At 38.3% G+C, this 25,596-nt stretch carries 18 protein-coding genes and 1 pseudogene; 4 read left to right on the forward strand and 15 right to left on the reverse strand.

The features are described from left to right. Positions 1-90: 90 nt before the first annotated feature. The 7 genes and pseudogenes from ACR42H_RS24605 to ACR42H_RS24635 form a co-directional block, all read right to left on the reverse strand. A complete protein-coding gene (locus ACR42H_RS24605; protein ID WP_436373814.1) occupies positions 91-4,398 on the reverse strand; it encodes a bifunctional 2',3'-cyclic-nucleotide 2'-phosphodiesterase/3'-nucleotidase in 4,308 nt (1,435 codons plus the stop codon). A gap of 415 nt (positions 4,399-4,813) precedes the next feature. Next, positions 4,814-4,942 (reverse strand): annotated as a pseudogene (locus tag ACR42H_RS24610) (aldehyde dehydrogenase family protein); the annotation flags it as partial. 59 nt (positions 4,943-5,001) lie between these two features. Then, on the reverse strand, positions 5,002-5,718 hold the full coding sequence (locus ACR42H_RS24615) for a hypothetical protein (protein ID WP_436373816.1): 717 nt from the start codon (positions 5,716-5,718) through the stop codon (positions 5,002-5,004). 652 nt (positions 5,719-6,370) lie between these two features. Further along, entirely contained in the window at positions 6,371-8,320 is a 1,950-nt protein-coding gene (locus ACR42H_RS24620) for an N-acyl-D-amino-acid deacylase family protein (protein ID WP_436373818.1), read from the reverse strand. Positions 8,321-8,775: 455 nt separating this feature from the next. Then, positions 8,776-9,177, reverse strand: coding sequence for a hypothetical protein (locus tag ACR42H_RS24625; RefSeq protein WP_436373820.1), 402 nt, complete (start codon positions 9,175-9,177; stop codon positions 8,776-8,778). A gap of 900 nt (positions 9,178-10,077) precedes the next feature. Further along, on the reverse strand, positions 10,078-12,432 hold the full coding sequence (locus tag ACR42H_RS24630) for a cell wall-binding repeat-containing protein (RefSeq protein ID WP_436373822.1): 2,355 nt from the start codon (positions 12,430-12,432) through the stop codon (positions 10,078-10,080). Between the two features lie 284 nt (positions 12,433-12,716). Then, positions 12,717-12,923 (reverse strand): hypothetical protein, encoded by a 207-nt coding sequence (locus tag ACR42H_RS24635; protein ID WP_436373824.1) that lies wholly within the window; start codon positions 12,921-12,923, stop codon positions 12,717-12,719. Between the two features lie 236 nt (positions 12,924-13,159). Between ACR42H_RS24635 and ACR42H_RS24640 the strand changes: the two genes are divergently transcribed. Further along, positions 13,160-14,269, forward strand: coding sequence for an acyltransferase (locus ACR42H_RS24640; RefSeq protein WP_436373826.1), 1,110 nt, complete (start codon positions 13,160-13,162; stop codon positions 14,267-14,269). Between the two features lie 47 nt (positions 14,270-14,316). Here the strand turns inward: ACR42H_RS24640 and ACR42H_RS24645 are convergent, their stop codons facing one another. The 5 genes from ACR42H_RS24645 to ACR42H_RS24665 form a co-directional block, all read right to left on the reverse strand. After that, positions 14,317-15,669, reverse strand: a complete 1,353-nt coding sequence (locus ACR42H_RS24645; RefSeq protein WP_436373828.1) for a DUF4179 domain-containing protein — start codon at positions 15,667-15,669, stop codon at positions 14,317-14,319. Continuing rightward, positions 15,662-16,198 carry a sigma-70 family RNA polymerase sigma factor gene (locus ACR42H_RS24650; protein ID WP_436373830.1) on the reverse strand — a complete coding sequence of 179 codons (537 nt, stop codon included), beginning with the start codon at positions 16,196-16,198 and terminating at the stop codon, positions 15,662-15,664. The genes ACR42H_RS24645 and ACR42H_RS24650 overlap by 8 nt, the downstream gene beginning before the upstream one ends. A gap of 251 nt (positions 16,199-16,449) precedes the next feature. Beyond that, a complete protein-coding gene (locus tag ACR42H_RS24655; protein WP_221879676.1) occupies positions 16,450-16,665 on the reverse strand; it encodes a hypothetical protein in 216 nt (71 codons plus the stop codon). A 44-nt stretch (positions 16,666-16,709) separates the two neighbouring features. Further along, positions 16,710-17,597 (reverse strand): helix-turn-helix domain-containing protein, encoded by an 888-nt coding sequence (locus ACR42H_RS24660; RefSeq protein ID WP_436373832.1) that lies wholly within the window; start codon positions 17,595-17,597, stop codon positions 16,710-16,712. Positions 17,598-17,980: 383 nt separating this feature from the next. Then, entirely contained in the window at positions 17,981-18,166 is a 186-nt protein-coding gene (locus ACR42H_RS24665) for a hypothetical protein (protein ID WP_436373834.1), read from the reverse strand. Positions 18,167-18,455: 289 nt separating this feature from the next. Here ACR42H_RS24665 and ACR42H_RS24670 point away from each other — a divergent pair, with 289 nt between their 5' ends. The 3 genes from ACR42H_RS24670 (at position 18,456) to ACR42H_RS24680 (ending at position 20,941) form a co-directional block, all read left to right on the forward strand. Further along, positions 18,456-19,337 (forward strand): helix-turn-helix domain-containing protein, encoded by an 882-nt coding sequence (locus ACR42H_RS24670; RefSeq protein WP_436373836.1) that lies wholly within the window; start codon positions 18,456-18,458, stop codon positions 19,335-19,337. Positions 19,338-19,479: 142 nt separating this feature from the next. Then, positions 19,480-20,544, forward strand: a complete 1,065-nt coding sequence (locus ACR42H_RS24675; protein ID WP_436373838.1) for a LysM peptidoglycan-binding domain-containing protein — start codon at positions 19,480-19,482, stop codon at positions 20,542-20,544. A gap of 97 nt (positions 20,545-20,641) precedes the next feature. Continuing rightward, entirely contained in the window at positions 20,642-20,941 is a 300-nt protein-coding gene (locus ACR42H_RS24680; protein ID WP_436373840.1) for a hypothetical protein, read from the forward strand. Between the two features lie 36 nt (positions 20,942-20,977). Here the strand turns inward: ACR42H_RS24680 and ACR42H_RS24685 are convergent, their stop codons facing one another. The 3 genes from ACR42H_RS24685 to ACR42H_RS24695 form a co-directional block, all read right to left on the reverse strand. Further along, positions 20,978-22,192 carry an efflux RND transporter periplasmic adaptor subunit gene (locus ACR42H_RS24685; protein ID WP_436373842.1) on the reverse strand — a complete coding sequence of 405 codons (1,215 nt, stop codon included), beginning with the start codon at positions 22,190-22,192 and terminating at the stop codon, positions 20,978-20,980. Positions 22,193-22,208: 16 nt separating this feature from the next. Beyond that, positions 22,209-22,871 (reverse strand): hypothetical protein, encoded by a 663-nt coding sequence (locus ACR42H_RS24690; protein ID WP_436373844.1) that lies wholly within the window; start codon positions 22,869-22,871, stop codon positions 22,209-22,211. 622 nt (positions 22,872-23,493) lie between these two features. Continuing rightward, positions 23,494-25,500 carry a penicillin-binding transpeptidase domain-containing protein gene (locus tag ACR42H_RS24695; RefSeq protein WP_436373846.1) on the reverse strand — a complete coding sequence of 669 codons (2,007 nt, stop codon included), beginning with the start codon at positions 25,498-25,500 and terminating at the stop codon, positions 23,494-23,496. Positions 25,501-25,596: the final 96 nt, after the last annotated feature.

Here is a 25,596-nt window from a genome sequence, read left to right on the forward strand (position 1 = left end):
ACCAGCTTGAATCAAGATGAAACTTTGGCGTTAGATCACCTCACAAAACGCAATAAAGACAGGCTCAATGTTGAGCCTGTCTTATTATAATTACTTATTAACTTTTGTAATACGTCCTTCTGTAACAGGTTCAACTTTGCCTTGGTCTTTAATGTAGGCAACTAATGCCTCTAAATCTACTACATCGACTACGCGATTTTTGCCTTCCTTCAAAACGTGCAGTTCATCTCCGCCATCAGCCATGAAGTTGTTAACCGTTACTGAATATGTTTCTGTATCTGCGATTGGAGTCCCATCCGTTTTTGTTACGGAAACAATGCGTTTGCCAGCTTCCTTAGATGTATCAAAAGAGAATTTCAAACCTGCAACTTTAAGAATTCTTTGTTTAGAACCCCATTGCTGTTCTAATAGAGTTTTAACTTGTGCACCTGTCAAATCCATTGTCACCAGGTCATTGCCGAATGGCTGTACAGTGAATGCTTCCTTCCAAGTGATTTCCCCTGCATCGATTTCAGCACGGATTCCGCCTGGGTTCATGAAGGCAAAGTCAGTACCTGTAGCAGCAATCATTGAGTCAGCAATCAGATTACCCATTGGAGACTCGCCATCAGCATTTTCATCTCTGCTGATGCCGGCTGTTGTTGTACCAATTTTCTCATTTAAAATTGGAGCAACATCTTCCAGGTAAACATCTAGCATTGCTTTAATTTCTGCATCCGGCTCGATGCCATCACGGTAAGCTGTCACAATTTCAGCTTCCTTCTTAACAATATCCTTCGTTACAGGGTCTATTGTAAGATCCACATCAGAGAATGCAGTTCCATACGAGAAAGACTGGACAAGCAGTTTGCCATCAACTACTGTGTTGGCATACTGATGATTATGTCCGCCAAACATGACATCGACTTCATCATCAACTTTATTAGCAATATCCACAAGCTCCTCTGTAGGGTTTTTGCCATCAGTGTCAGATTTTATAGGGTTGTGGGATACAACAACAATTGATTTGACCCCTTGGTCTTTCAATTCTTTAGCATATTTGTTGATCGCTTCAGCTTCATCTGTAAATTCAACGCCAGCTACACCGCTAGGAGTAACGATAGTAGGTGTGTCAGAGTATGCCACTCCAATAAATCCAATCTTAACGCCATTTACTTCATTGATTACATACGGATCCAAAATAGGTTCTTTTGTTGTTGAATCAACTACGTTAGAAATTACGTAAGGGAAGCTTGCCCCTTCGAATTCACCGTACTTATCTACTGTCTTTGGATGGCTTCCGCCGTTGATCAGGCGAAGCATCTCATCAACGCCTTCGTCAAATTCATGGTTTCCAAGTGTTCCTAGGTCAAAGCCAATTTCATTTAATAGCTTAATCGTCGGCTCATCCTGCAGCAATGCAGATACTGGTGAGCTTGCTCCTGCCACATCCCCTGCATGAAGCATGAATGTGTTAGGGTTTGTTGCTTCGCGCTCTTTTAAGTAGGCTGCTAAATATTCAATTCCGCCTGCACCTTCCGCACCCAGCTTTGCATTAAATGTATCAAGCTGGCCGTGAAGGTCATTGATTCCTAACAATTGGACCTCAAACGGTCTTGACATGTTAACTGCATACTTGTGGAAACCGTTTGATCCTTCACCGACATATTCGATATTCTCAGTACCTGCTGCAATATCTTTTGCTGCAGGAGAGGATTCGAAAACAACATTAATATCACCATAGATAGGAGACAGCTTCCAGTTCTGATCAGCAGAAGGATTGATTGTCTTATTCTTAATAATGTAATTCATAAGAACCTGACGATTTTCGTCAGCAGATTGATAGATGATTCGATTGCCATCAGGGTTAACTACAGCCATTGCTGCACGGTAGTTATTTGTTGCAATGACAAATTCCTGGTCTTCCTTAACAGGCTTGCCATTGAATTCTAAATTCTTAATACGGCTGGCGCCTTCGTTTGCCACTTTTCCAGCTGAATCGTATTTTGCTGGCTGAGTTACATCAATTTCGTATGTTACACCATCTAAAGTATCAAAGTTGTAAACTGCGAATTCATTGTTAATCAGATTTTGTTCATCTGTTTTTGAAGGGTCAATCTGATTAAAGTTGCCTGCTGTCCACTCTAAATACTCCTTCACTTCTGCACCGTTCAATTTAACTGCTTGTACAGTATTAGGGTATTTATAGAGGTCAGCCACGTTTTTAATAGTGATTGTACCTTTAGGAATATTAGTATATTCGCTTGCACCGTTTCTGCCTGCTTTAAATGGAGCAGCTGATGATAGCACAGGAAGGTTCTCATATTCTGTTCCTTTAAGTGCATTTTCTACAAATTCTTTTTGTGCATTGCTGACAATTTGTACAGATGGATCATCCTGTACACGCGCAAAATAGCTATGGATAGGTGCTGTGGTTTCGCCAACAGGGCTGTTAATGTATTTAACTGTTTCTTCATGGGATGACTTCAATGCATCGACAAGCGCCTGGTCGTTAGCAACATCTTTGGAAGTGACACGAACTTCTGATTGGGAATCCTTTACAGTCCATTTTCCATCCACTTTGGCTAAAGTCAGGTCAATGACACCAAGATTGCTTCCATCAACATTTGCTTGTACAGCTGCAACCCCGTTAATGGTTCCTTTAGCTGCATCTACTCCATCCACTTTGAAGGACGCATCATTGCTTGGGAATGATTTATGGGTATGACCCATTAAGATTGCATCAATACCCTCTACTTCACTTAGAGCAAATGCAGTATTTTCTTTGTTTGTTTTATCCCCGTCAAATCCGCTGTGAGATAATGCAACCACCACCTCAGCACCGTCTTTCTTCATTTCAGGAATCCACTTCTTGGCAGAAGCTACAACATCCTCAGTTATCACTTTGCCTTGAAGGTTGGCCTTGTCCCACTGCATGATTTGTGGGGCAACAAAGCCAATGACTCCCACTTTAACTGTCTGCTCTTTACCGCTTTCATCCTTTACTTTCTTTTCGATGATTTGGTAAGGCTTGATGTAGTTTACATCATTAGCTGGGTCATTATCATGGTCATCTTTATATACATTGGCACTTACATAAGGGAACTCAGCACCTTTTATGCTTCCTTCCAAGAAGTCAAGGCCATAGTTGAATTCATGGTTTCCTAAAGTTGCAGCATCGTAGTCCAATAGATTCATTGCTTCGTAGATTGGATGTGTTTCGTTTTCGATTAACCCTTCAGAAACAACTCCTTTTCCTCCAAGAAGAACGACGGATTTTCCGTCTACAAGTGCATCAGTTCCTGCCGGCAATGAGCCTTGCTTAACCAGCAGCAATGGAGCATCTTCTTTAGCAGCCAGCACAGAGCCTGTTAAAGCATCCGCAAACCCATATCCATTTGAAACAAATACTTTGCTTTTGATTTCGTCAAGCTCTGTCGCTACTTTTACAGCTGTTTGGAAACGGTCTTTTCCGGAGTAGCGTTTCGGGTTCTTTACTGCTTTTTCAACAGCCGTACTAATAACGCCTGAACCCCCAACAAGAATCGTATTTTCCTTGTTTGCAAGTGCATCGGCAGTTGCTTTAGGAAGAGAGTTCTTGCCTGTTAATAGAATTGGAATGCCATTTTTAGCCGCATATGGAGCAATGGAAAGGGCATCCGGGTAGTCACCGCCGTAAGCCAGTATAGCTGTATCTGCGCTTCCGCCTAATTCGCCTGCAATCTCAGCAGCTGTCGCAAAGCGGTCTGCACCTGAAATCCGTTTAACCCAAACTTTCAAATCTTTAGAAATTTCCTGCTGTACTAATGTAGATACAGCTCCTGTACCGCCCACAATCAGGACTTTCTTAGCTCCTAATCGTTTAATTTCATTTTTTGTATCCGCATTTAGCTCTTTTGTCTTTGTTAATAGAATTGGGGCATCATATTTATAAGCCAGTGGTGTAGCCGCAAGCGCATCCGCAAAGTCAGCTGCTCTGGCAATCACAACTACATCGGACGAATCCCAGCCCTTTTTTGAAACTTCTACAGCTGTTTTAAAACGGTCTTTTCCTGATAATCGGTCCGCAAATGTCAGCGGATCTACTTTTGCTATGTAATCTGTATAAGGATTTCCCTGGAGAAGGTCCCCATTATCGAACAGTAAGTTATTTTCGTTCTCGGCACGTTCTTCCTTTATTAAAGTCGATACTTTTACAAGTCCCTTATCGACCGGTGCATCTGAATAATAGTCATGGTTCATAATGCTTCCATGGACATCAGTCGTTTCCATGATCTTAAGTTTTACATATTCCTCATTGGATAAGACATTTTTCGGCAAAGAATCGGCTGAGACGCCGGCTCCTAATGGAGAAAGCATACCTACAGCAAGTGTAGAAACCAGCAATCCGCTAAACTTCTTTTTTATACCCTTTTTCACCTTTTTTCCACCTCTCGTCTAATGTCTGACAAGACGATTATATACTAAAAATAGTAAAATACTATCATTTTTTGTTAAAAAAGTATTAAAATTTTGACGATTTTTGTATAGATTTTGAAAACGTTATCATTTATTCATTTCCTAGTCATTGGTGGTATCCGGATGGACAGGAGAACAGAAATAAAACTGAATGCTCTTAAGGAGTCTAGGATTATAGGTGGATCCCATTAAACAGGGATTTCCTGAAATATGGGCATCCCTCTCATAGCTATGAATAAGATCCATTTGTTATCTTCCAGTTTTAACCTGCATTCCCCGCCGAGATTGGACCGGGTTAAATGATATTAAAGCTTTCTCCCCGGGACACACCTGTGCCATTCTTTATGGCCTTGTAAATAAAAAAGCCCATCACCTGTTAGGCAATGAGCTCTTTTAAAATAACCAGCTTCAACTCTGTCATTTCATTAGTTGCATATTTAATGCCTTCCCTGCCGACTCCACTTTCTATAACGCCGCCGTACGGCATGTGGTCAACTCGGAAGCTTGTCGTTAACCAGGAATAATGGTCCTAGAACAGCTTAGATATAGCGAAGCCGTTTGATTTTATACAGGTTTTCTTAGCTTCTTAACAGCTGTATAGATGAATAAAATTCCCAACATGGTGGTCAAAAAGGGATATAAATAAGGAAAATAGAAAACAGGATAGCCATTCCAGTCATCTGTGTAATAGCCGGCTCCTCCAAAATACATCGGCGGGATGAGCTTTGTCTGTAATTTGTCTTTATTTTTATACGTAAAAGGTTCTTTCATCAATGTGCCATCTTCCTCAATCGTAATAGCCATATACTTGAGCTCTTCGATTGGTACAAAATCCTCCATTTTATTGCCAATCATTTTTTCTTTTGCCCCGTTCATTTGGAGGACAATGACGAAAGATTCCTGATCTGTTTTTTTATCCAATACTCTCCAATAAGAAATATAATGAGTATATTGATTCAAGCCTTCTTGACCGATCTCAACCGGGTAGTCTTTAAGGACTTCCTGCGTTAAGCTATCAACCGTAATATAAATAGTTGCCGGCACAACCAGACGGTCCCAAGGGTCCTTGTATGACTCGTTTTCCTTCAGGATTCGGTAAATATCGATCTTCGAACCGCCAAACTCATAATCAGTTGGTACCCCTTTATACATCTCATTTAATTCTGTTATTCTATATTTATTTTGCATTTCAAAGTCATAGACCTTTTCCATGACCAGCTCACTGGTGACCGGGATGGATACCGCAAATAAAAAAATTCCCAATAATAATATAAAAGCCAATCTCACTTTTCTGAACTTTTTCATCATAATTCCTTTCGCCAATCAGGATACTTTATATATTTTACCAAAATTATCTAGTAATATATACAAAGAATCCTAAATGCATGTTCAGCTGTGATAAGCTGTTCTTTCAGAAGTCTTCTTATCATAAAAAGCGGATTTCTTTCCTTTATGTACTTACACTTCTACAGAAAACATTATTCATTTTAAAGTTTTGCACGCTTCGATTATTTTCATTATTTTTCGGGAAATAATATGCTTTGAATGTCGTTATTTGGTGGGCTTAGTGATTAGGATAGGTAATTCCACTGGAAAATCCCTGGATTACTATTCTGATGTGTTTGTAGCAGCCAAACAATCACATTCATCCTAGCTTTTTAGCAGTTATTAAACAAAAAGAGTTTTATCCTTTTCCACACTTTCATCTCTATCCTCATAACTGGAGACCTTCCTTGTATCATTCGTAAATAAGATTAAAATAAGAGATACCGTCACCCCCGCCATCATAAATCCTCCAAAAACCCACGGAGATGGGCCATATGCTTCTTCTATACCACCTCTTGACCATTCGTCAATATCCTATAAAAAAACTAGCTCAGCAATGCCAAGCTAGCTTTAGTGCTTCATCGTATGTGGGTTCAGGCTCCCTTCTTTAATCTACCTTTAATTCTCCTTTTAAAGTACCGCTGTACTGATAATCTTCACCAATCTTAATTCGTATGGTTTCTTCCCCGGTGAATGGATCTTCCTCATCAATCGTAACTAGAACAGGAACGGCCTTTTTGGAAAGCTTTAATTTAGCTGTTCCAGTAAAGCTTGCCCATCCTTTATAGGTCTGCAGGAATCCGAGTTCATCCAGTTTAACATAGACATTGTTCTTTTTGTCGATAATTTGAAGCTTTGCTTTTGAATGTGTTCCACCGGCGTTTTGCTCCACCATGATATTAATCTTAGGTCCTTTTTCTTTATCATTGACTATCTGGCCCTTCGCGGAAACTTTATGAGCTTGATTCAGGCTCATCGGCCGGCTTGGCATATCATAGCTGCGCTTAAGGGCTTTTCCTGCCTGCACACCCGTTGTTTTACCGTTCTTTACTGCAAATTGCCCATCGATAATGACATGCTCAATACCTTCTGCATACTGTTTAGGATTATCAAAAGTGGCTTTATCTGTTATTGTATCAGCACCAAATACAGTAATATCAGCTTTCATGCCTTCAGCAATAAATCCTCGGTCAACCATTCCTATGATATTGGCAGGAAGGCCTGTCATTTTTTGAACAGCTTCTTCGAGAGATAGTAATCCATCTTCTCTTACAAGCTTTCCTAGAACCCTAGGCTGCGTTCCATACCTTCTAGGATGAGTGCTGCTTGAAACAGTCGCTCCTCCATCAGAAGCAATGGCAGTCGTAGGGTTTTTAAGTATCCGCTCGAAATCCTCCTGGTCGCCAAAGAAATAGATAGTTCTTATGTTTCCTTCATCTTCAAGGATTTGCATAGTCGCTTCTCCAGGTGAGACACCTTGTTCCTCAGCTATATCACCTAAAGTTGTTTGCTTCGTCGGAAAGTAGACGTCATATGCATCTCTTACCCTGCTCGCAATCGTGTCATGAATTTCCCCTTCAATCTGTGTGCGCATGGCAGGATCCGCAAAGCGTTTGAGCATCTCCTCCCGGCCGCCATCCTGTATCCACTGCGGAACAATTGCCGTTAAGCCTGTTTGGCTTGCTAAATAAGGATACTGATCTGCTGCGGCAAAGGTTCCCCGCTTATTGGCATCCTGAATCATTTTAATCGTTTCTGCAGATTTCCCCCAGTTGCTCGGACCCATTACCTTCATATGGGTAATAACCGGGACGATTCCTGCACTTTCTCCTATTTCTATCGTTTCTGCCGTGGCCTCGAGAACGTGATAATTCTCATTTCTGATGTGATTAGGAAAATTGGTTCTCCACTCTTTGGCAACACTGACAACATTAATAACTTCCTGTATTTTTGCATAATTTCCTGGAGCGTAGAATAAGCCTGCAGAAACTCCCCAGGCACCTTTTTGGAGGGCTGCTTCGATCAGTGACTGCATATCCGATATTTCATCAGGAGTAGCACGGCGATCGTCATACCCTACTACCTCTTCCCAAACTGAATTAAATCCGATATAACTTCCCACATTGATGGCCAGACCCTTTTCCTCCAGCTCGGACAAATAGGAAAGATCAACAGGACCTCCTCCATCCGGGCTTATCATTTCAGTCGTCACCCCTTGGGTTAATGAACTTTCTGCTGTTGTAAGCACGTCAGTATCGGCATGGCTGTGCATATCAATAAACCCTGGAGAAACAATTTTGCCCGATACATTGATTTCACTTTTTCCACTTACTCCATCCAAGTCTCCAATGGATTGAATATATCCATTTGATATTCCAATATCGGCCTTATAGCGCTTTGAGCCCGTCCCGTCAATAATCGTGCCATCGTTAAGGATCAAATCATATTCCTGTTTGGTTTTCTCCTTTGATTGGCCGGTTTGAGGGTATCCTACAAGAAAAATCCCCACAAGCAAGGTAACAGATAGTGTTAACGACAGAAAACTTTTGCTTTTCACACCTTTAAGCCTCCCTTATTTTTCAATCTAAGCCAAATGACCCTTTCGCCTCCCTCTATCTCCAATTTTTAACAAACTAACATTATCACATTTTACTAACTTTTCTAATATTTCAGATAATAAATAATAAGAATAGACTAAGGCTAAAATTTCTTACTCCTAACATTTTCCTAATAGGCTAGTTAATAAGTCTAGGTTGCTTGCGGGACAAAGGGACAGATATCTGCCCCTTTCTTTTCAAATAGAAAACCTAACTGCTTGGCAGGAAATAGGGCTATTAAATTCATTAAAGCGTGATTGGGAAACAATAGAAATAGTTCACTTCTTTTCACTCATCAAATTTTAACTGTTTTACACTTTAACTCTTCAGGCACACTGGCGTTCTCAGCAAATAAATACCGTAATTAAAAAAGACACTCCAAACAACTGGTAGTGTCTTTTTGGCAATTTGTCTGCTATCTATGATTACGGTTTATAAGATTATTAATATACTTTACCACAATCGCGATTATAGTAAGATCAATAAGTTTACTGATAGTAATATGAGCCATTTGCAAATAATTCAAAAAAATATCTTTATTAATTACTTTAATTGTATCTAAAATCGCTTCATCTGCCATTGGAAGTGTATGGTTAATAATAAAACTTAAATAAAAATATTCTGAGATAGATAAAGGAATGTTATGGAAAGTTCCCAAAGTAAGGGAGTAGCTCATCCCAAAGATATAATTGGTTGTTACTATTGTAGCTAAATAAGTTCCAAATATAGATACGTAACCTTCTATTTTATCAGATACACTAGTTAACTTCATTGGATCTTGAATGTTATTAATAAGCCTAATAAAGAATTCGATCATTAAGACGATAAATGACGCAATCATAATACCTACTAATATATAAAAAATATGATATTCTGTGACTCTGTTATTAGAAAAGACTTCTATAAGTTCTGTTATTTTAATTAAGACATAGATCAATAATTGAAACCCTGTTAGCATAATAATAATTTTACATAAAAAAGTCATTACTATCAGGTCTTTAAAAATTTTAATCCTATGTAACAATGCACCTAGGATTAAAAGAAGAATAGAAAAAATTAATATAAAGATTAATTTTAAAAAAGGTAGCATGCTTTCGTTTATAATTGGTAGTAGAGAATAAAGAATTATAAAGATTTTAAGGTAACATGACATTCTAGTGACTCCTGAATTGTGAATATAAAAATTATACTATTAACTCAAACTTAATTAAAATTACAAAAAAATAAAAAAATGGATATTTTCACTATTCCTTATCGAATTTCACAGGTAGATGGTAGGGGTTGCACTATCTAAACCTTTTATTTCGTAATTGCTTATCAATATTCTCAATTGCCCAACGAACAAGTTCTTCCTGATCTAATTCTTTTCCTCATTCCATATGCAGGAGGGTGATAGTCTTTCTTCTATTGACATCCTCACTTTTCGGAGTAAATAGATATAAAAAAAATACCTGGCTATACGAATTACAACTTCTGATGAAATCAACTTGATACCCTCAATTCATACATGGGATCAAGCCCATCTCCATGGATTACTTCAAAGTATAAAATAATAACCTTTCTGCCAAAAAGTCAACAATGTTTGTTTGATTCACACTTTAACACTTCACCATATCCGAGGTCACGTTCCGGGGTCAGGCACCTCTTTTGATTAAATCAGCTTTCCATAAAAAAACTGTTTCCGGCACTTGGTGTACTGAAAACAGTCTTTTTATTTTTATTTCTTAACAGAGAACGAGTACTCCTGGAATATGGAGTTAGAATAATTATCAATCTTTATATAATATTTTCCGGCCGGTAAAGATACCGTTTCTGTTACTTCTTCTGCTGTAACATTATCATAAGGTGTATACATATATTGCAGCGTTTTGCCGGATCCATCCACGATTTCATAATGCCAGCTGCTGTCTTCTTTCGTTTTTGCTGTTAAAGAAAGAGTCCCTGATCTATCCAATTGGAAAGAGTAGAAGTCATCGTCATTTCCATCTTGTATGGAGCCTGATATTTGTGCACCAATGCTGATTGGATTGGCTGATTGAACACTATCATTGAACTCTTTCTCATAATTGCTTACTTTGCTGAAGTTCACTATAAATTCATACTCAGCATCTTTACTGTCTGAGTAATTTTCAACGACAAGGTAATAATCCCCGGCCGGCAAACCGATTGGAACGTTAGAGTAGCCGCTTGCATAATCATCGTATTTTGTGTTGAAGTATGCGTATTGCTGACCATTACGGTTCATAACCTGTACTTCCCAGCTTTTACCCGGGGTGTTTTTCACGTTTACATTTATTTTGCCTGCAGAATCTAAAGTAAATTTATAAAAATCTACTGATTCGGATTTACTTAATAAGCCTTTATAACTTTTATTCAATTCTAGTATATTTGCAGTTTCAATGGTGTTATTAAATTCCTTTTCGAAGTAATTGCCTTGAATATACTGTACTTTAAACTTGTACTCTTCGTCCTGTGCATCACTATAGTTATCAATCAGGAAGTAATAGGTTCCGGCTGGCAAACCAGTCCGATAGCTTGTAGCTCCATTTGCATACGTTCCATACTCAGTAGTGAAGTATGTAAATGTTTCACCTTTCTCATTCAGCAATGTGCCTTCCCACGCGACTCCAGGCTTCTGGTCCATTTTCAATTCCACTTGCCCTGGGGCTGTCAAAGTGAATTTGTAATAATCCAGGTCCCCGCTGTCTTGTAAAGCCCCTTTGTAGTCTGCATTAACATTTATTTGATTTGCTGCTGCAATCGTGTTGTTCATCTCTTTTTCATAATTGTTGCTCTTTGTGTATTTAACTGTAAATGAATACGGAAGTTTATATCCATCTGAATAATTCTCAATTTTAATGTAGTATGTCCCCTTCGGAAGCCCCACCGAATTATTCGTTACTCCTGAAGCCCCGGAGTTATAGTTAGTGGAGAAATCCTCAAGTGAATCCCCATTAGCCGATAATATAGTAGCATACCAGCTTGCACCGCTTGTTTGTTTAAGCTGGAGGGTAATATTTCCAGGTTCTGTGATAGTAAATTGATAATAATCTTCATCCCCGTAATCTGCCAGCTTGGCACTATAGGTTTTATTTACATCAATTTTGGCTGACTTCTCAAAAGTATTATTCGCCTGTAAACCATTCATTTGAGTTAATACATTATTAGAAACAGCTCCATTGCCGCCTAATGCAGTCAAACTTGAGTAAACATTCGAGTTTAGATGGCTCTTAATAGCGTCTGGAAGCTTTGTTGTCTGAACTAAAAGCATAGCTCCATTATTCTTTGCTGCTAAAACAGATCCTGTTAATGCATCCGCAAAGCTGGTACCAGTGGCAACGTACGCTGCTGGAGCTTTGGATTGAAATTGGTTAATAATTGCAACAGCTGTCTGATAGCGGTCTTTTCCTGAAACACGTTTGGCATTAGGTGTTTGAGTCAGCAGGCTATCAGCTAAAATCCCTTTTCCCCCAACAAAGAATGTTTCAGACTTGCCTTTAAGCTTTTCCTTTGTTGCCTCTGGTAATGCTTTCGTTTCACTTAACAGAATTGGGTATCCCATTCTGGCTGCATATGGTGCAATGGAAAGAGCATCCGGGAAATTTCTTCCGTATGCAATAATGGCTTTATTGCTAGTTCCAAGCTTGTCCGCAATTAATGCGGCTGTTATGTATCGGTCTTTTCCTCCTATACGCTCAATGGAAAGTCCTAAAGAGCGCAGTTCTGCTTCGACATTTTCGGTAATAATTCCTTTACCGCCCAGAATTACTGCTTTTTTTGCTTTTAGACTTGAAATCTGTTTTCTGGTTACTTCTCCAAGGGTATTTTTTTTAGTCAGCAGTATTGGTGCATTTAATTTGTAAGCTAACGGGCCGCCGGCTAAAGCGTCAGGAAAATTATCTCCAATCGCCAGCACTACTGTATCTGCTGTTGACCAGCCTTTTTTGGAAATGTTAACTGCTGTCTCATAACGGTCCTTTCCTGATAATCTAGTACTTTCTGCATTGGTTACTTCCTGAGTAAAGAAAAAGAGTACAGCCAGACTCAGGAAAACAATTAAAGATCTTTTCATTTCTTCCTCCTATTGTAAAATTTTCCTATTTATTATATTACTAACAAGGACTATTAGTCTAGGTTAAAAGGACTAATAATAATTTTAAATTTCTAGACTAGGGAAGAAAGAAAAAGAGCCCTCTTACGAAGACTCTTAATTTTAATATTCTACTTTGCCTTTGAGAGAAAAAAGTGAGTGTTCCGCCAATAGACAGAATAGTATTTTCTTCAAGTCTTTTCTCCTTTTTATGAATGTAAAAGAGAAAGGAAGATTTCAAGAAAATACTATTTTTACTAATTTGTTTATTTATCGGAAATAACCCTATCGCATACTTCAAATAGATTCTCAAGGCATTCATCCCTGATTCTTTCATGACAGATGAATTCATACCTGATTTCGTACTCCAGCCGGGCAGCAATTTTTGACAGTCTTTTTTCGTCTGCATCCTTTGAAAGGTAATTTGAAACCTTTTTCTCAAAATACTCCTCTGTTCCATAGAATTCTTCCATGTTGAACTCCTCCTTTAATTATTCCCCCCTACATTATCAATTTCCCTAAAATTTTTTAAAAAAACCAAACATGAGTAACCCTTTTATTCCATGGAAAAACCATCTTATCCAATTTCAGGATTCATTATTAATGAAACGCTAAGTTTATATTAAAGTTATTTTACAATAAGTATTTAGAAGAATCTTTCCTATATGATATAAAGGGTATTTTAATCCTTATCAAGGATGTGAGATTAATGAGTAATAATCGCGGACATATTTCTGAAATTCATATATTGAGGGCAATAGGCTGCCTATTTGTCGTTGCTGTTCATGTTTCTGGTTCTTTCTATTATGAGCACGGCGAAACATATAACGAGTTTACATTATTTATCAATCAAATCAGCCGCTTCGGAACACCAATGTTTGCACTCATTAGCGGTTTTCTCCTATTTTATCAGGCAAGATTTAAGGGCTTTGATCTTTATAGATTTGCTGCTAGCCGATTTACAAAGATTGGCTTGCCATTTCTCTTTTGGAGTGTTTTCTATTTACTGTTTACGTATTTAGTACTTGGCGTAAATCCATTAGAATCCGGAGAAAAGCAATTCCTGGTGAACTTCATATTTGGCAATGCCTATTATCATTTATATTTTATGTCCATTGTCTTTCAATTTTACTTGCTATTTCCGCTGCTGCAGGCAGTTAAATCAAAAATGATTTGGCCAGCGCTGCTTATCGGAGCAGTATGTATAAACTATTACTTTGTAAAGTCATTCAATCCTGGAGAATTCGAAGGAATCCTAGGGAGTATCCTAAGTCAGCGGGCATTTTTACCAAGCTGGATTTTCTATTTTATTTTTGGAGGGTTCCTCGCTTATTTTTGGGAACCATTACGTGTATTTTCAAAGAAGTATAAAATCTTATTGGGGATTGCGGTTCTAATTGTCACAGCTGCCGCTGTATGGGAATACAAAACAATGGGGTCCACACCATCTAATAGAGTGACGAATATGGTCAACATTCCCATCATTACTCTTTTTGTAATTGGGATCGGAGAACAAATCCAAAAAATCAGGTGGCTGAACAGCATTATTACCAAGATTGGAACATTATCTATGGCCATCTACCTGGTACATCCTTTTGTTCTATACAGCTTTATCCAGGTTGCACCGGATTTTGTCTGGAAAACAGCATTCTTTCCTTTTGTTTATGCCTTAATTTTATTAGGTTCAATTGCCATGGTGAAAGCGATACAATTAATACCGATGAACCAATATATATTAACAGTGCCGGGCATTAAGAAGCAGAAAAGTAATACCAGTGTAAAAACATCCGCTCTGCGGGTGAAATCAAATTTCCAATAATAGTGAAAACCCGAGTTTCTCTTCTATAGAGCTCGGGTTTTTGGTGATTATTCTCCATTATTATTTACATTCACTTTTAATTCTAAGCCCTCAACCCTTTTAATAGTCCTCTTCCATGTACTTACAACCAGCTCTTCTAATGGCTGGGTAGTCTTAAATTTCGCTATATAGCCATCCGGAGTGATTTGATATCTGTCATATCGCATAAATTTCGTATCTGTTCCTTTTTCCTTTAATTCTAAAACTCGCCTTCTGTTTTCCGTAACACCTTCTACTTGATAATGTATCCATATCTCTCCTTTCTTTTGTTCAATTTCAGTAATAGCAATACCGCCATATGAATCTTGTTCAAGATATAGAGGCAAATTCTGATTTAGCGGGGTATCAAAAAATTCCAAATCTCCGTTTGATTCTAAATACGGAATAATGGTAATTGACTTTGGCAGCTTAGTGACGGGTTCAAAATATTCATTGAACTCGTCAACGAACTTCCCTTCTCTTTCACCGCCTCCCGTAGCACCCGAAGTAATATGAGCTATAGGCTGACCCTTATCATCCAATACTTCAAAGAGGTAAGATGTACTGCCGTTTCCTTTTTTATAACTTTCAAGCGGCTGGCTCATGCTGATTTCTAAATTGGTAGAGCTCGCAGCGAAAGACATCTTATCAAGAGTTATACTAAGTTCACCGTTAGTTGCCGTTTTGTCTGGATATGCAAAATGGGCATTATTATCTATTTTAGTTACAGGCAATTTGAATTCCCATGGACCCTCATATTTCCCAACCTCACCTACTATAATTTCAAGCTGAAATTGATCAGGCAACTCTTCATATAGATGAAGTTCATGAAGTATTTTCCCGTCCTCCCCCGCAATTGATTCAACCATCGAGTAATCTGCGAAAAGCCTACCATCTACATTCATTTTAAAATTAGGTACATTAGGATTACTCCTGTCTTCCGGGATATCTTTCTTATCCATTGAGTAAATAAAAGACAAACGGGTTCCATCATACATCAGTTCATGAAGAGTAATAGCAATACCGTGCTTTTCAACAGTTTGTTCAATGCTGGTAAACATACCTTCCCTTTTCACTTTTTGAATCCCTATATCTCCGAATGGGACTATTTCTGATTCATTCGATGGCTCTGATACTTCTGTTTCCTTCGATGCTTCTTGTTTAATATTGCTAATCAGCTGGGTCGAGCTTAGAAGAAGAACAATGGCAACTACAGGAGTGATAACCAGCATAAAGACAGGAAAAAGCGTAAAATTTCTTTTAGAAACAGTTTTTTGGTTATGTATCTTTTGCATAACTTCTTGTATTTCCTTGTCTGTAAAGATTAAATCCTCTCCATACTTTTTTATAAAAGCTTTTTTTAAGGAACGTCTTTTAGTCATACAGAAATTCCCCTTTCAGCATAGGCACTAGCTTGTTCTTTCCTCGGCGGATCCGTGTTTTTACAGTTTCATTAGATATAGATAATATTTCAGCAATTTCTCTTACTTCCAGCTCTTGAATATATCTTAGAATAAGGACCTCCCGATACTTTTTGCCTAAATTCATTATTTGAGCTACAACCTGTTCTTCATCCCACTTTTGCAGCGTAATCGATTCTGGTGAATGCACTGTTATTTCTTCTTTTACTTGGCCAATTAGAAAAACTTTTTTTATGTAATAAGACCTTAGATAATCTTTACATTGATTTATCGTAATTCTGTAAAGCCATGTTCTAATCGATGACCGCCCTTCAAACTCATCCAAATGCGTAAAACATTTTATAAAAACATTTTGGACAATATCTTTAGACGCTTCTATATCTTTTACATAGGAGAAAGCGAGAGTAGATAGTTCTGTCCCATAAGCATTCATAATTTCAGTAACTATTACTTCTAAGCTCTCGCTTCCTTTTTCTTGAATATTATTCAAATTAATCCTCCTTTCTGATAATTAGACGTTTGAACAGTTATAGGAGGTTCAATTATAAAAAAACCAATCATTGAAGAATGATTGGGAAAAAACTATTGGATTTAACGCTTAAGCAAAGTCAACTCTTTTCCAATTGAAAAAATTTCTATACTAGCCGTTATTTCTTGATTCATACTAACTATTAATATCAATATATATTTTAAAACAAAAGAAAAAAGCGGTAAGCACCGCTTTTAATAAATGAGTTTATATTAATGTTCTGACGGAATTCCTAAGCTGTGTTCTGATGGAATACCAGCTAACTCTATTGGCTTGCCAATACTGTGTTCTGATGGAATGCCAGCTAACTCTGCAGGTTTGCCAATACTATGCTCTGATGGAATGCCAGCCTCAAGGTTCCCTGTGAAAGATGCTCCAGCGCCAATTAAACCTAAAGCCAACGCCCCAGCTAAAATTAACTTTTTCATGACATTAACTCCTCTCATTCATAATTTATTGAATTATTTATATATTAACATTTATTGAGCAATTTTTCCATTTCCGATTCAATAATTTGGATGAATTTATCATTTTCCTGCAGCCGCAAGATATAAATGGCTTTCTGAAGGAACTCTACGCCCTTTTCTTTATTGCCAAGTTTTATATAATTTTCTCCACTTTGATAGTGCAAATTGGCAAACAAATATTGGATTTCTTCATGTATGCAAATTTCAATTCCCTTTTGGCAATATACCAGGGATTCCTGGAATTCCCCGATCTCTGTCAAGGCCTGGGATAGACCAAACAAAATCCTGACTTTCCCTCTGCTCTCAAGGACATGCGGGAGTTTCTCCAAATCACTAAGCCCTTTTTTGAACATGGAAATAGCTTCCTTATAATGGTTCATATCCTTATATAAAATAGCGATACTTGTTAATATTTCAACTTCTCTTTCCGATAAGTTAACCCTTTTTTCATTTGTAAGATCTAAGGCACCGTGCAGCAGCTGGATCGCTTTATCAAAATCATTCTCCAGATAAAACACACAGATGCCCTGATGCCATACTAAAAATTGCTTCAGCATGACAGGCTGGAAAATCGGATTTTTTAATTCCTTTTGAACAATTTCGTAAATCGCCTGATAATTCCAATTCCGCTTGTGCTTGTTTATTATTTGCATAACTGCTGTAGAATAATTTATGGTTGATTTCGAGGCAATATTAAAGAAGTATGTTAGATCAATATTCATTTTATTTGCTAATTGATTAAGCGTTTCCAGACTTGGATACGCTTTTTCTTTTTCAAAGGAAATCAGCTCCTCTTCAGAGCATATGCCTTCTGCCAGTTCCTTAACACTTAATCCTTTATACTGACGAAAAGATTGTAAGCTGTCGCCAATTAAATACTCACTTAAATTCATCAGCTTTCCCTCACTTAGTAAAATTAATAGTATTATTCTACCACAAAAAGTATAGTATCCTTGGAGATTCAGGAGAGTACAGGAACTGCATCAGTCTATATGCGGTACGTTTGAAGTTCTAAGATTGAAGAGTCGACTGTAAACGAAGCTTAACGGGGAAAACATCTTCGCAGTTAAATGAAATGTAACCCCACTATAAATATTATTCGATAGTGCCAGCAAATATCCTCTCATTAATTTAAAAATTTATAAATCTCTTTTGCTTTAAATGTGGGCAGCTTTCTTATTTACTTTAATCCAGCGTTGTTCCAAATCAAATAAAAAACCCTTCTATTAAAGAGGGGTAATATTACAATTCATATCTTATATATTTTTTGGTTTCGTTAAATTCTCACTATTTCCCTCAAGTCATTTTCAATCTCCGAAAGAAGCTGGTGAACGCTAATTTCTTTTTCTCCAATACCCTTTTCATATGCTTTGGTTAGCATATCCACAAAAAGCTGATTTAATGTTTCGTGATTACCCAACAACTTTTTAACTCCTCCTATTTCCCTATCATACTTAGACAATATTCTATTTTATTTTCTATCATTTGACAATACTTTTCCATTTTTTCAAAAAAAGAACCCCTTCCCAAAGGGAAGCGGCTGAAATTGGAGATTTAAAAGATGTAAACACCTGTTGCAGTTAGGTTTCTTTCCTAAATGCATTTCACATTATTCATTAAAACATTAATATACAAATCATGTACCATTGATTATTACTCATTATTAATGGTTTTCAGTACTAAATCTCTTGTTTATACAGTTTTTTAATAGTAAATATAACTATAAGAATATTTTACAGGAGGGTACTCGCTTGAACTTTTCTGCTATCGGAAAAAAGATCAAAGAGTTAAGAAAATCAGCAGGATTTTCCCAAAAAGACCTGGCAAAAGATATATGTACTCAAGCACAAATCAGCAAAATTGAAAAAGGGGATGTCCTTCCTTTGGCGTCCACTCTATATTTCATTTCACAGAGGCTGGGCGTTGATATAAATTACTTTTTTGATCACGGAACAACCCCAAGGCTTGATTATATTCAGGAAGTTAAAAACCAGCTGAAAATGGCCAGGCGTAAACTTGATTATCTTCTAATAAAAGAGATTGTGGAAATTGAAGAAAAAAATCCTCTTTTTTCAGCAAATATGAAGAATTATCAAATACTGCTCTGGCATAAAGCCATATATGAATACCATGTCAATCATCAGGCAGAAAAAGCACTATCACTAATCGATAAAGCGATTTCTTTAACATTTGAGAAAGTATGGACAGAGCGGGAAATTGAAATTTTAATGAGCAAAGGTATTTTTTTGTTTGAAGAAGGCAAGTATGGGGATTCTCTTGAAATCTACCTCCCCGCAAGGACTCAGTTGGATAAAATCATCTACTTAAACGATGAAACTATTCGGAGCAGGCTCCTTTATAATATGGCAAAAGCCTATACTAAGCTAGAAGACTATGACCGGTCTATAGAACACTGCAAGGTTGCCATCCAAACCTGCATTGAGAAAGACCTTTTATTTTTATTAGGCGAGCTTCACTACCATATTGGATATAATTATGAACTCAGAAAACAGTTTGTTTCGGCGAAAAAGTATATGGAACAAGCGCTTGATATTTTCCGTCTTCAAAGAGATGAAAGATATAATGACTTTATAAGTGGAAAAGTGGCAATTTTCGACAGAAACATCCAATAATCACTACGACATAAGTCGACAGTCCTTAATTATTGTAAAATAATAGTTAGTTTTTTGTATAATGATGTAAAAATATGATCTTTTTGGACGATATATGTGATAAAATGGTACCAAAAATATGTCCAAGGAGTGATTTGGAAAAGTGAAAAAACAAATGGTTTCAATTGCTGCTGCAGCAATGCTTTCTTCTGCCTTTGCCTCTCAGGCTTCCGCTGATACATACATAGTTAAAAAAGGGGATACCCTGTATCATCTGGCTATTAAATACAAAACGACTGTAACAGATATTAAAAAAGCCAATAATTTAAATTCCGATTTCCTATCAATCAATCAACCTCTTCAAATACCAGGTGCAGCAGAAAAGCCTGAATCCAATCAGCCATCAGGCGGCACTCCAGCTCCTGAACCAAGTAATACTGCCAAAACTTATACAGTTAAAAGCGGGGATACTCTATCTAAGATTGCATTAAATCATAATATTAGTTTAAAAGATTTAATGAGCTGGAATGGTCTTAGCACACATTTAATATACCCTGGACAGGTCTTTAAGGTTTCAAAATCTGCTGGTAACTCTTCGGGAGATACTCAAGGGCAGACAGGTTCCACCCCAGCACCGTCAGTACCTTCCAATGGAGGCAGTTCAGAGGTATATGTAGTTAAAAAAGGGGATACTTTGGGCGGCATTGCTGCTAAATATAAGACTACTGTTCAACAGATTAAAACATGGAATAAACTGAGTTCTGATTTAATCCTGATTGGACAAAAGCTAAATTTAAGTGCAAGTCAGGATTCAAGTGAATCTGTCTCTAACGGGAAGCCAAACAATAATGAGCAGACTGACAATGAGGCAGCAACATCGGTTCTTGCTGAAGCACAAAAGCATATTGGGGTTCCATATCAATGGGGCGGACAAACTCCTTCAGGCTTTGACTGCAGCGGGTTCATCTATTATGTTCTAAAGCAGACAGGCTCCAAAATGGGACGCTACTCTTCAGAAGGCTACTACAGCCGCTCTTTTTATGTGACTACGCCACAGCCTGGCGATTTAGTATTTTTTGAGAATACATATAAAAAAGGCATATCTCACTTAGGTTTTTATGTAGGAAATAATAAATTTATTCACGCCGGCTCCTCGGGCGTTGAAGTTTCGAGCCTGGATAATTCTTATTGGAAGAGCCATTTTGATGGATTTAAACGATTTTACTAGGACACCTTTTTACAGGTGTCTTTTTTCATACTCTGGAAGGAAAATACATATATTACGAAGAATGAAATAGTTAGCGGGGTCTTAAGGAGGAGTACAAATGAACATCGTAGGCATTATTACATTTTTGTCATTATCTTTATTGTTAATGAGCCTTCTTTTAATTTATTCCAAGCTCCAGCATCAGGCACTGGGCAAGCTGGCTGCGATTATTGTTTTTTTCCTATTGAATGCAGTCCCCCTTGTATATATTGTCTATACCGAACAAACCATGGAGTATGCGAGCAGCTCCTTCACTCTTGGCTTAGCCTTTATGATTGTATGGCTGATTACAGCCGTGATTCTATTTATCGGCATTCTATTCAGGGCCCGTTCAGGCAAGGAAGATCCTTATTATTAGCCATAAAGAAACCAGCAGCGATTTGCTGCTGGTTTTCTATCTGGAAAGAAATCCTCTTGATGTGTACTTCAGCATGTCTTTCTTTCTTAATTCCTTTAAGTCTTTCTTTTTCAATTTTTTCGGTTCCATTGAGGTGATGAAGGGAAATCCTGATTTTAAAAATGGTGGTCTTTCCAGGAGAATAGATTCTCCATTCTCAACCCCTTCTTTCACTTCCTGGGCCTGGTTAACCTTGATTCCCGTCTCGATTTTTTTTCTTTCCACCCGGCCATTTGTCTGGATCACATATGTATATTTGCCTTTCTTCGCCTGCTTAACCGCTTCGGCCGGAACAGTCAGGGTATCTAGCACTTCATTTGTTACGATTCGAACATCTACATGCTCACCATGGAAGCTTCCAAGCTTGTTTGATTCATCTATCGCAATAGAAAATTCATAACGGCTGTCTGCTTCTGCATGTGGTTCTGAAGTTGGGTGGTTTAAAATCTTTTCAATCGTTCCATTAATCTTTTTATTGCTGCCTTCCGGTGTGATAAATACCTTCATCCCTTCCGCAGCTTTTTTTATTTCCTGCTCAGAAAAAATCCCGGTGACCTTTTGCTCATTGGATATAACAGTTACTACAGGATTAGTAAGATCATGCCTAATGCTTTTTATTGTCCCGTCTATTTCGCTTGCTACCGTAAGATTCAAAAGACTTTCATCCGCGGTCTCGATCAGATCCTCGTACTTTTCGATTTCAGTATCAATTCTGCTAATTTGCAGCTCTTTTTCATAAATATCCCGTTCAAGTGTTTGTATCATATATTCATTCGGATTTGGCTGATCCTCTTCAACGATTGCACTGGAAAGGGTTCTTTGCATTCTTTCCAGATCACTTATATGGCTTTCAAGATTCTCTTGTTCGTTTTCCAGCTTTTCCTTCTCAATTTGGAATTCTTCCTTTGTGAGTGTAATGTCATCCGGAGAATACTCAAATAACCCTGTACCCTGCTGAACTTCATCACCTTTTTCGACGAGAAATCCTTTGAATGTGCCGGCTGAATTCTCATAGTATAAATGCTGTTCTTCTTTCGGTGCCAATACACCTCTTGCCGGCATAGTTTCAAGAAGATCCTGTTTTTTTACAGATGTCCATTCATCAACATGGTAAGTCCTGTTTATTTTATCATTTTTAAGAAATAGCAGGGTGATGTTACATGTCAAAAAGAGAACCACAGCACCTGCTAACAATCTTGCTTTCCAAGTCATTAAAGAATCCCCTCACTTAAATTAGCTTTTCCAGGTGGATGGATGAGAGTAAAGCTGAAACAATCACAAAAAACAGATGCGTTCCGAGTAACACCAAAATAAGAAAGCGGGGGCTTCTTTCGGAAACGACTTTTAAGTACTTATATTGCAGGACAAGTGTCCAGATTTTAAATAATGTTATTGCAGAAAGCGTATAGACTATTAACTCAGGGAAAGATGAGGCTTGAGCAATAATAGCGAATGAGAATATGGAAGACTCAGTATTTATCCCCAAAAGCAAAAATATTGGAATGTTAATTATCTTTTCAGTTAGGAGAATCAGCAAAACCATTAATTGAATGCTTATCAGTTTTTTGTATTCGACCTCGACAAGGGTCCAAAAGAACAGGGAAGGCACAAAAATGACCAAAATGGCATAGACAATCCCCCAGATAACCTGCCCTGCTCCAAAGAAAAGCTTATACAGTTCATACTCGCTTCTCGAAAGGTCCATAAGGCTTCTCGATGCTTGCTCACTTCCAATGCCAAAGAATGCACTAAATCCAAAAACAAGCGCACTTAAAAGGATTAATAGCAACACCTGTTTCCATAAATCAGACAGACTTTCCTCTTTCCTCAGCTGATGCGAAATTGTATATGGCTCCTTCAATCCTCTCAGAAGCGGTACCCGATAGCCCATAAAGAATCCTCCAACACTGTAATCTACTATTCTTTTATCTTACCTTAAAATCAAAATTTTGGGAAATAGGTAGAAATGTGCAGAATTGGGGCAAGATCTTCCTAAAGGAATGTCGAAACGGCCTAGAAATACTTATTTCTCTATTTTTCTCCTTTTTTCATAAAAAAGCGTGTCAGAATTTGCAAAAACTTTTGTTGTTTCAAGTTACCAGAAAGGCGGTATAGATAAGTAAGAATTTTACAACTATGTCCTTGTCACGAGAGTATTAAAAATCGAGGAGGGCTTACTAATGAAAATAAAAGCTGGAAACTGGAGAATGCTGAGTGAGCAGGAGAAGTTATTTATTTTGGAAGCTGTCAGCTTTTTTCAGTCTAGAACGAAGAAGCGGCAATAATGCCAAATGATCATTTAAATATATTTACATTAATCAGTTCGATATAGAAGGCACCTTGCCTGGTAACATAAGGTGATGGTGCCTTAATAATTCGTAAGATTGGCTCAGACATTAAATATCCACCCTCTCATAATTTTAATGTTAAGGGTTTTTAGATCTATTTCCTATTTAGAGTTTACTAAAAAAGTGTTTGCACCTATAGATGCAAACACTAGATTAATTACGGCATTAAAACCGCCCTTTATGCTCCTCAAAAACCTTCTTCACTTTCTCCACTACCACTTTCGATCCGCCGCTCTTTTCAACACCCTCCATCATCATCGCGATGAGCAGCTTAGGAGACTGCGGATTATAGGCAACGAACAGACCATTCTCCTGGCCTTTTTCATCGGCACTTTTCTTCAGTTCAGCCGTTCCGGTTTTCCCAGCCAGCGGGTAATCTTTCATATAAGCCGCATGGCCGGTTCCGCTTGAATCCTGGATGACTTTAGCCATTGCGGCTGCCACCGTGTTCACTGTTTCTTCACTCATGACTGCTTCTTTCAGCACCTGGCCCTTTTCCTCTTCTTCCAGAAGAACAGGTTTGATCATCGAGCCTTTATTGATGAAAGGTGTGTAAGACGCTGCTAGATGGACAATACTCATTTCCACCTGGCCCTGGCCGTAGCCTGAATCAGCCAGCAGGATCTCTGTGTCCAGGCCGCCAATCTTGGATGGTTCAAGCGGGAACGCGTATGGAATTTCCTCTTCAAACGCGAATTTCTTAAGCCCTGCTGAAAACTTTTCTTTTCCCAGCTCAAGGGACTGCTGGGCAAAATAGATATTATCCGAGTACATCATCGCTTTTTCAAAGTTAACCGGTCCGCCGGGATCTTTAACACGAGTAACTTTATAGCCGCCCCATGAACTGTCCTTTTGCCATTGAAGGCCGCTGACATTAATGGTTTCATCAAGCGTTAGTGTTCCCTCTGTCAGTCCGATTGCGCCTGTCAGCGGCTTCATCACTGAACCTGGCGCATAGGTCTGCTTAAATCGTGTCAGAAGCGGCATGTCCTTATTGCCTTCAATTGCCTTCCACTCATCCGCGGTAAATCCAAGTGAAGCCTGGTTCGGATCAAAGCTCGGGCTGCTGACGAGCGCCAGCGTATTTCCTGTAACCGGGTCAATTGCTGCTGCAGTTCCCGGCTTTCCTCCCAGCTCTGTGTAAAGAGACTTCTGCAGATTCATATCGATGGTAAGCTGAATAGTTTCACCGTTCTCTACCGGTTTTTCAGAGAGGACCACTTCAGAGCCGTCCTTCTTTTGAATGCCGATTTTGATTCCGTTCGAACCCTTCAAACGTTCCTCAAGGACCTGTTCAAGTCCTCTTTTTCCGATTATATCAGCGCTTGAATAGCCTTCACGATCTTTCATTTCATCTGCTGTAATCTGTCCAACATAACCAATTAGATGGGCAGCCGACTCACCCATCGGGTAGACTCTGCCTTTGACATCCTGTTTCAGGACACCTTTTAGTGCGAACACTTTATCTAATGTTGTCCTATCATCTGGGGAAACCTTCTTAATTGGCACGAAATAGCCTGGCTGCACCCAGCTGGCATTCAAGCTTTTATTAATCTGCTCTTCTGACATTCCAAGAGCTGATGACAAACCTTTGACAGTCTGCTCCTTCTGATCACCCATCTGTTCTGGAACAACACCAATTTCATAAAGGGTACCATTTAGGGCAAGCGGGTCACCTGTTCGGTCCACAATATCCCCGCGCTGCGCCGGAACAGTTGAATAACTGATTTTATCCTCTGACCCCAGCTCCGGGAAAATATAAGTCGTATCCCAGGCAACAAACCAATTGTCTTCCTCTTCTTTTTCTTCCTTCACAAGCTTGGCATCATGTGTAAACTCAATCTTGCCGGCTGCACTATCCATGCTTGCTGAAAAAGGAAAACTCGCATTATCTTCTTTTTTGTATTCCTTTTCCATATCCGGCTTGTATGTTACCTTCAGATTATCTATCTCTAAATCCTTATAAATCTTTTCATAACGGGCTGCAAAATCCTCTTTGCTGATTGACTGCTTCGCATCCTTCGACAGGAATTCATACATCTTCTCAAACTCCTGCTTATTCCAGTGCTCCACATACTGCGAAAAGCGATCCTGCGGCTTAATTTCCTTATTGCATCCGCTTAAAGCGAATAAAACCAGGATAGTAAAAACAAAAAACAAAACCTTTCTCATAACTCACCCTCCCTATTACTATATTATCATTTAATTGGAGAAATTTCCTAGCGGCAGGTGCAACTCGAATTTTGCCTAATGTGAACTTTGCAAATT

Origin of the sequence: Cytobacillus sp. BC1816 (assembly GCF_051353635.1) — a bacterium.
GTDB lineage: Bacteria > Bacillota > Bacilli > Bacillales > Cytobacillaceae > Cytobacillus > Cytobacillus oceanisediminis_C.

What these genes read in the sequence shown, in the direction of transcription:
- ACR42H_RS24640 (WP_436373826.1), top strand. Translation starts at nt 13,160, where the DNA reads ATGAGTAATAATCGCGGACATATTTCTGAAATTCATATATTGAGGGCA.
- ACR42H_RS24685 (WP_436373842.1), bottom strand. Translation starts at nt 22,192, where the DNA reads ATGACTTGGAAAGCAAGATTGTTAGCAGGTGCTGTGGTTCTCTTTTTG.
- ACR42H_RS24690 (WP_436373844.1), bottom strand. Translation starts at nt 22,871, where the DNA reads ATGGGCTATCGGGTACCGCTTCTGAGAGGATTGAAGGAGCCATATACA.
- ACR42H_RS24630 (WP_436373822.1), bottom strand. Translation starts at nt 12,432, where the DNA reads ATGAAAAGATCTTTAATTGTTTTCCTGAGTCTGGCTGTACTCTTTTTC.
- ACR42H_RS24655 (WP_221879676.1), bottom strand. Translation starts at nt 16,665, where the DNA reads ATGAAAAAGTTAATTTTAGCTGGGGCGTTGGCTTTAGGTTTAATTGGC.
- ACR42H_RS24660 (WP_436373832.1), bottom strand. Translation starts at nt 17,597, where the DNA reads ATGAATTTAAGTGAGTATTTAATTGGCGACAGCTTACAATCTTTTCGT.
- ACR42H_RS24645 (WP_436373828.1), bottom strand. Translation starts at nt 15,669, where the DNA reads ATGACTAAAAGACGTTCCTTAAAAAAAGCTTTTATAAAAAAGTATGGA.
- ACR42H_RS24680 (WP_436373840.1), top strand. Translation starts at nt 20,642, where the DNA reads ATGAACATCGTAGGCATTATTACATTTTTGTCATTATCTTTATTGTTA.
- ACR42H_RS24625 (WP_436373820.1), bottom strand. Translation starts at nt 9,177, where the DNA reads ATGATCGAATTCTTTATTAGGCTTATTAATAACATTCAAGATCCAATG.
- ACR42H_RS24695 (WP_436373846.1), bottom strand. Translation starts at nt 25,500, where the DNA reads ATGAGAAAGGTTTTGTTTTTTGTTTTTACTATCCTGGTTTTATTCGCT.
- ACR42H_RS24635 (WP_436373824.1), bottom strand. Translation starts at nt 12,923, where the DNA reads ATGGAAGAATTCTATGGAACAGAGGAGTATTTTGAGAAAAAGGTTTCA.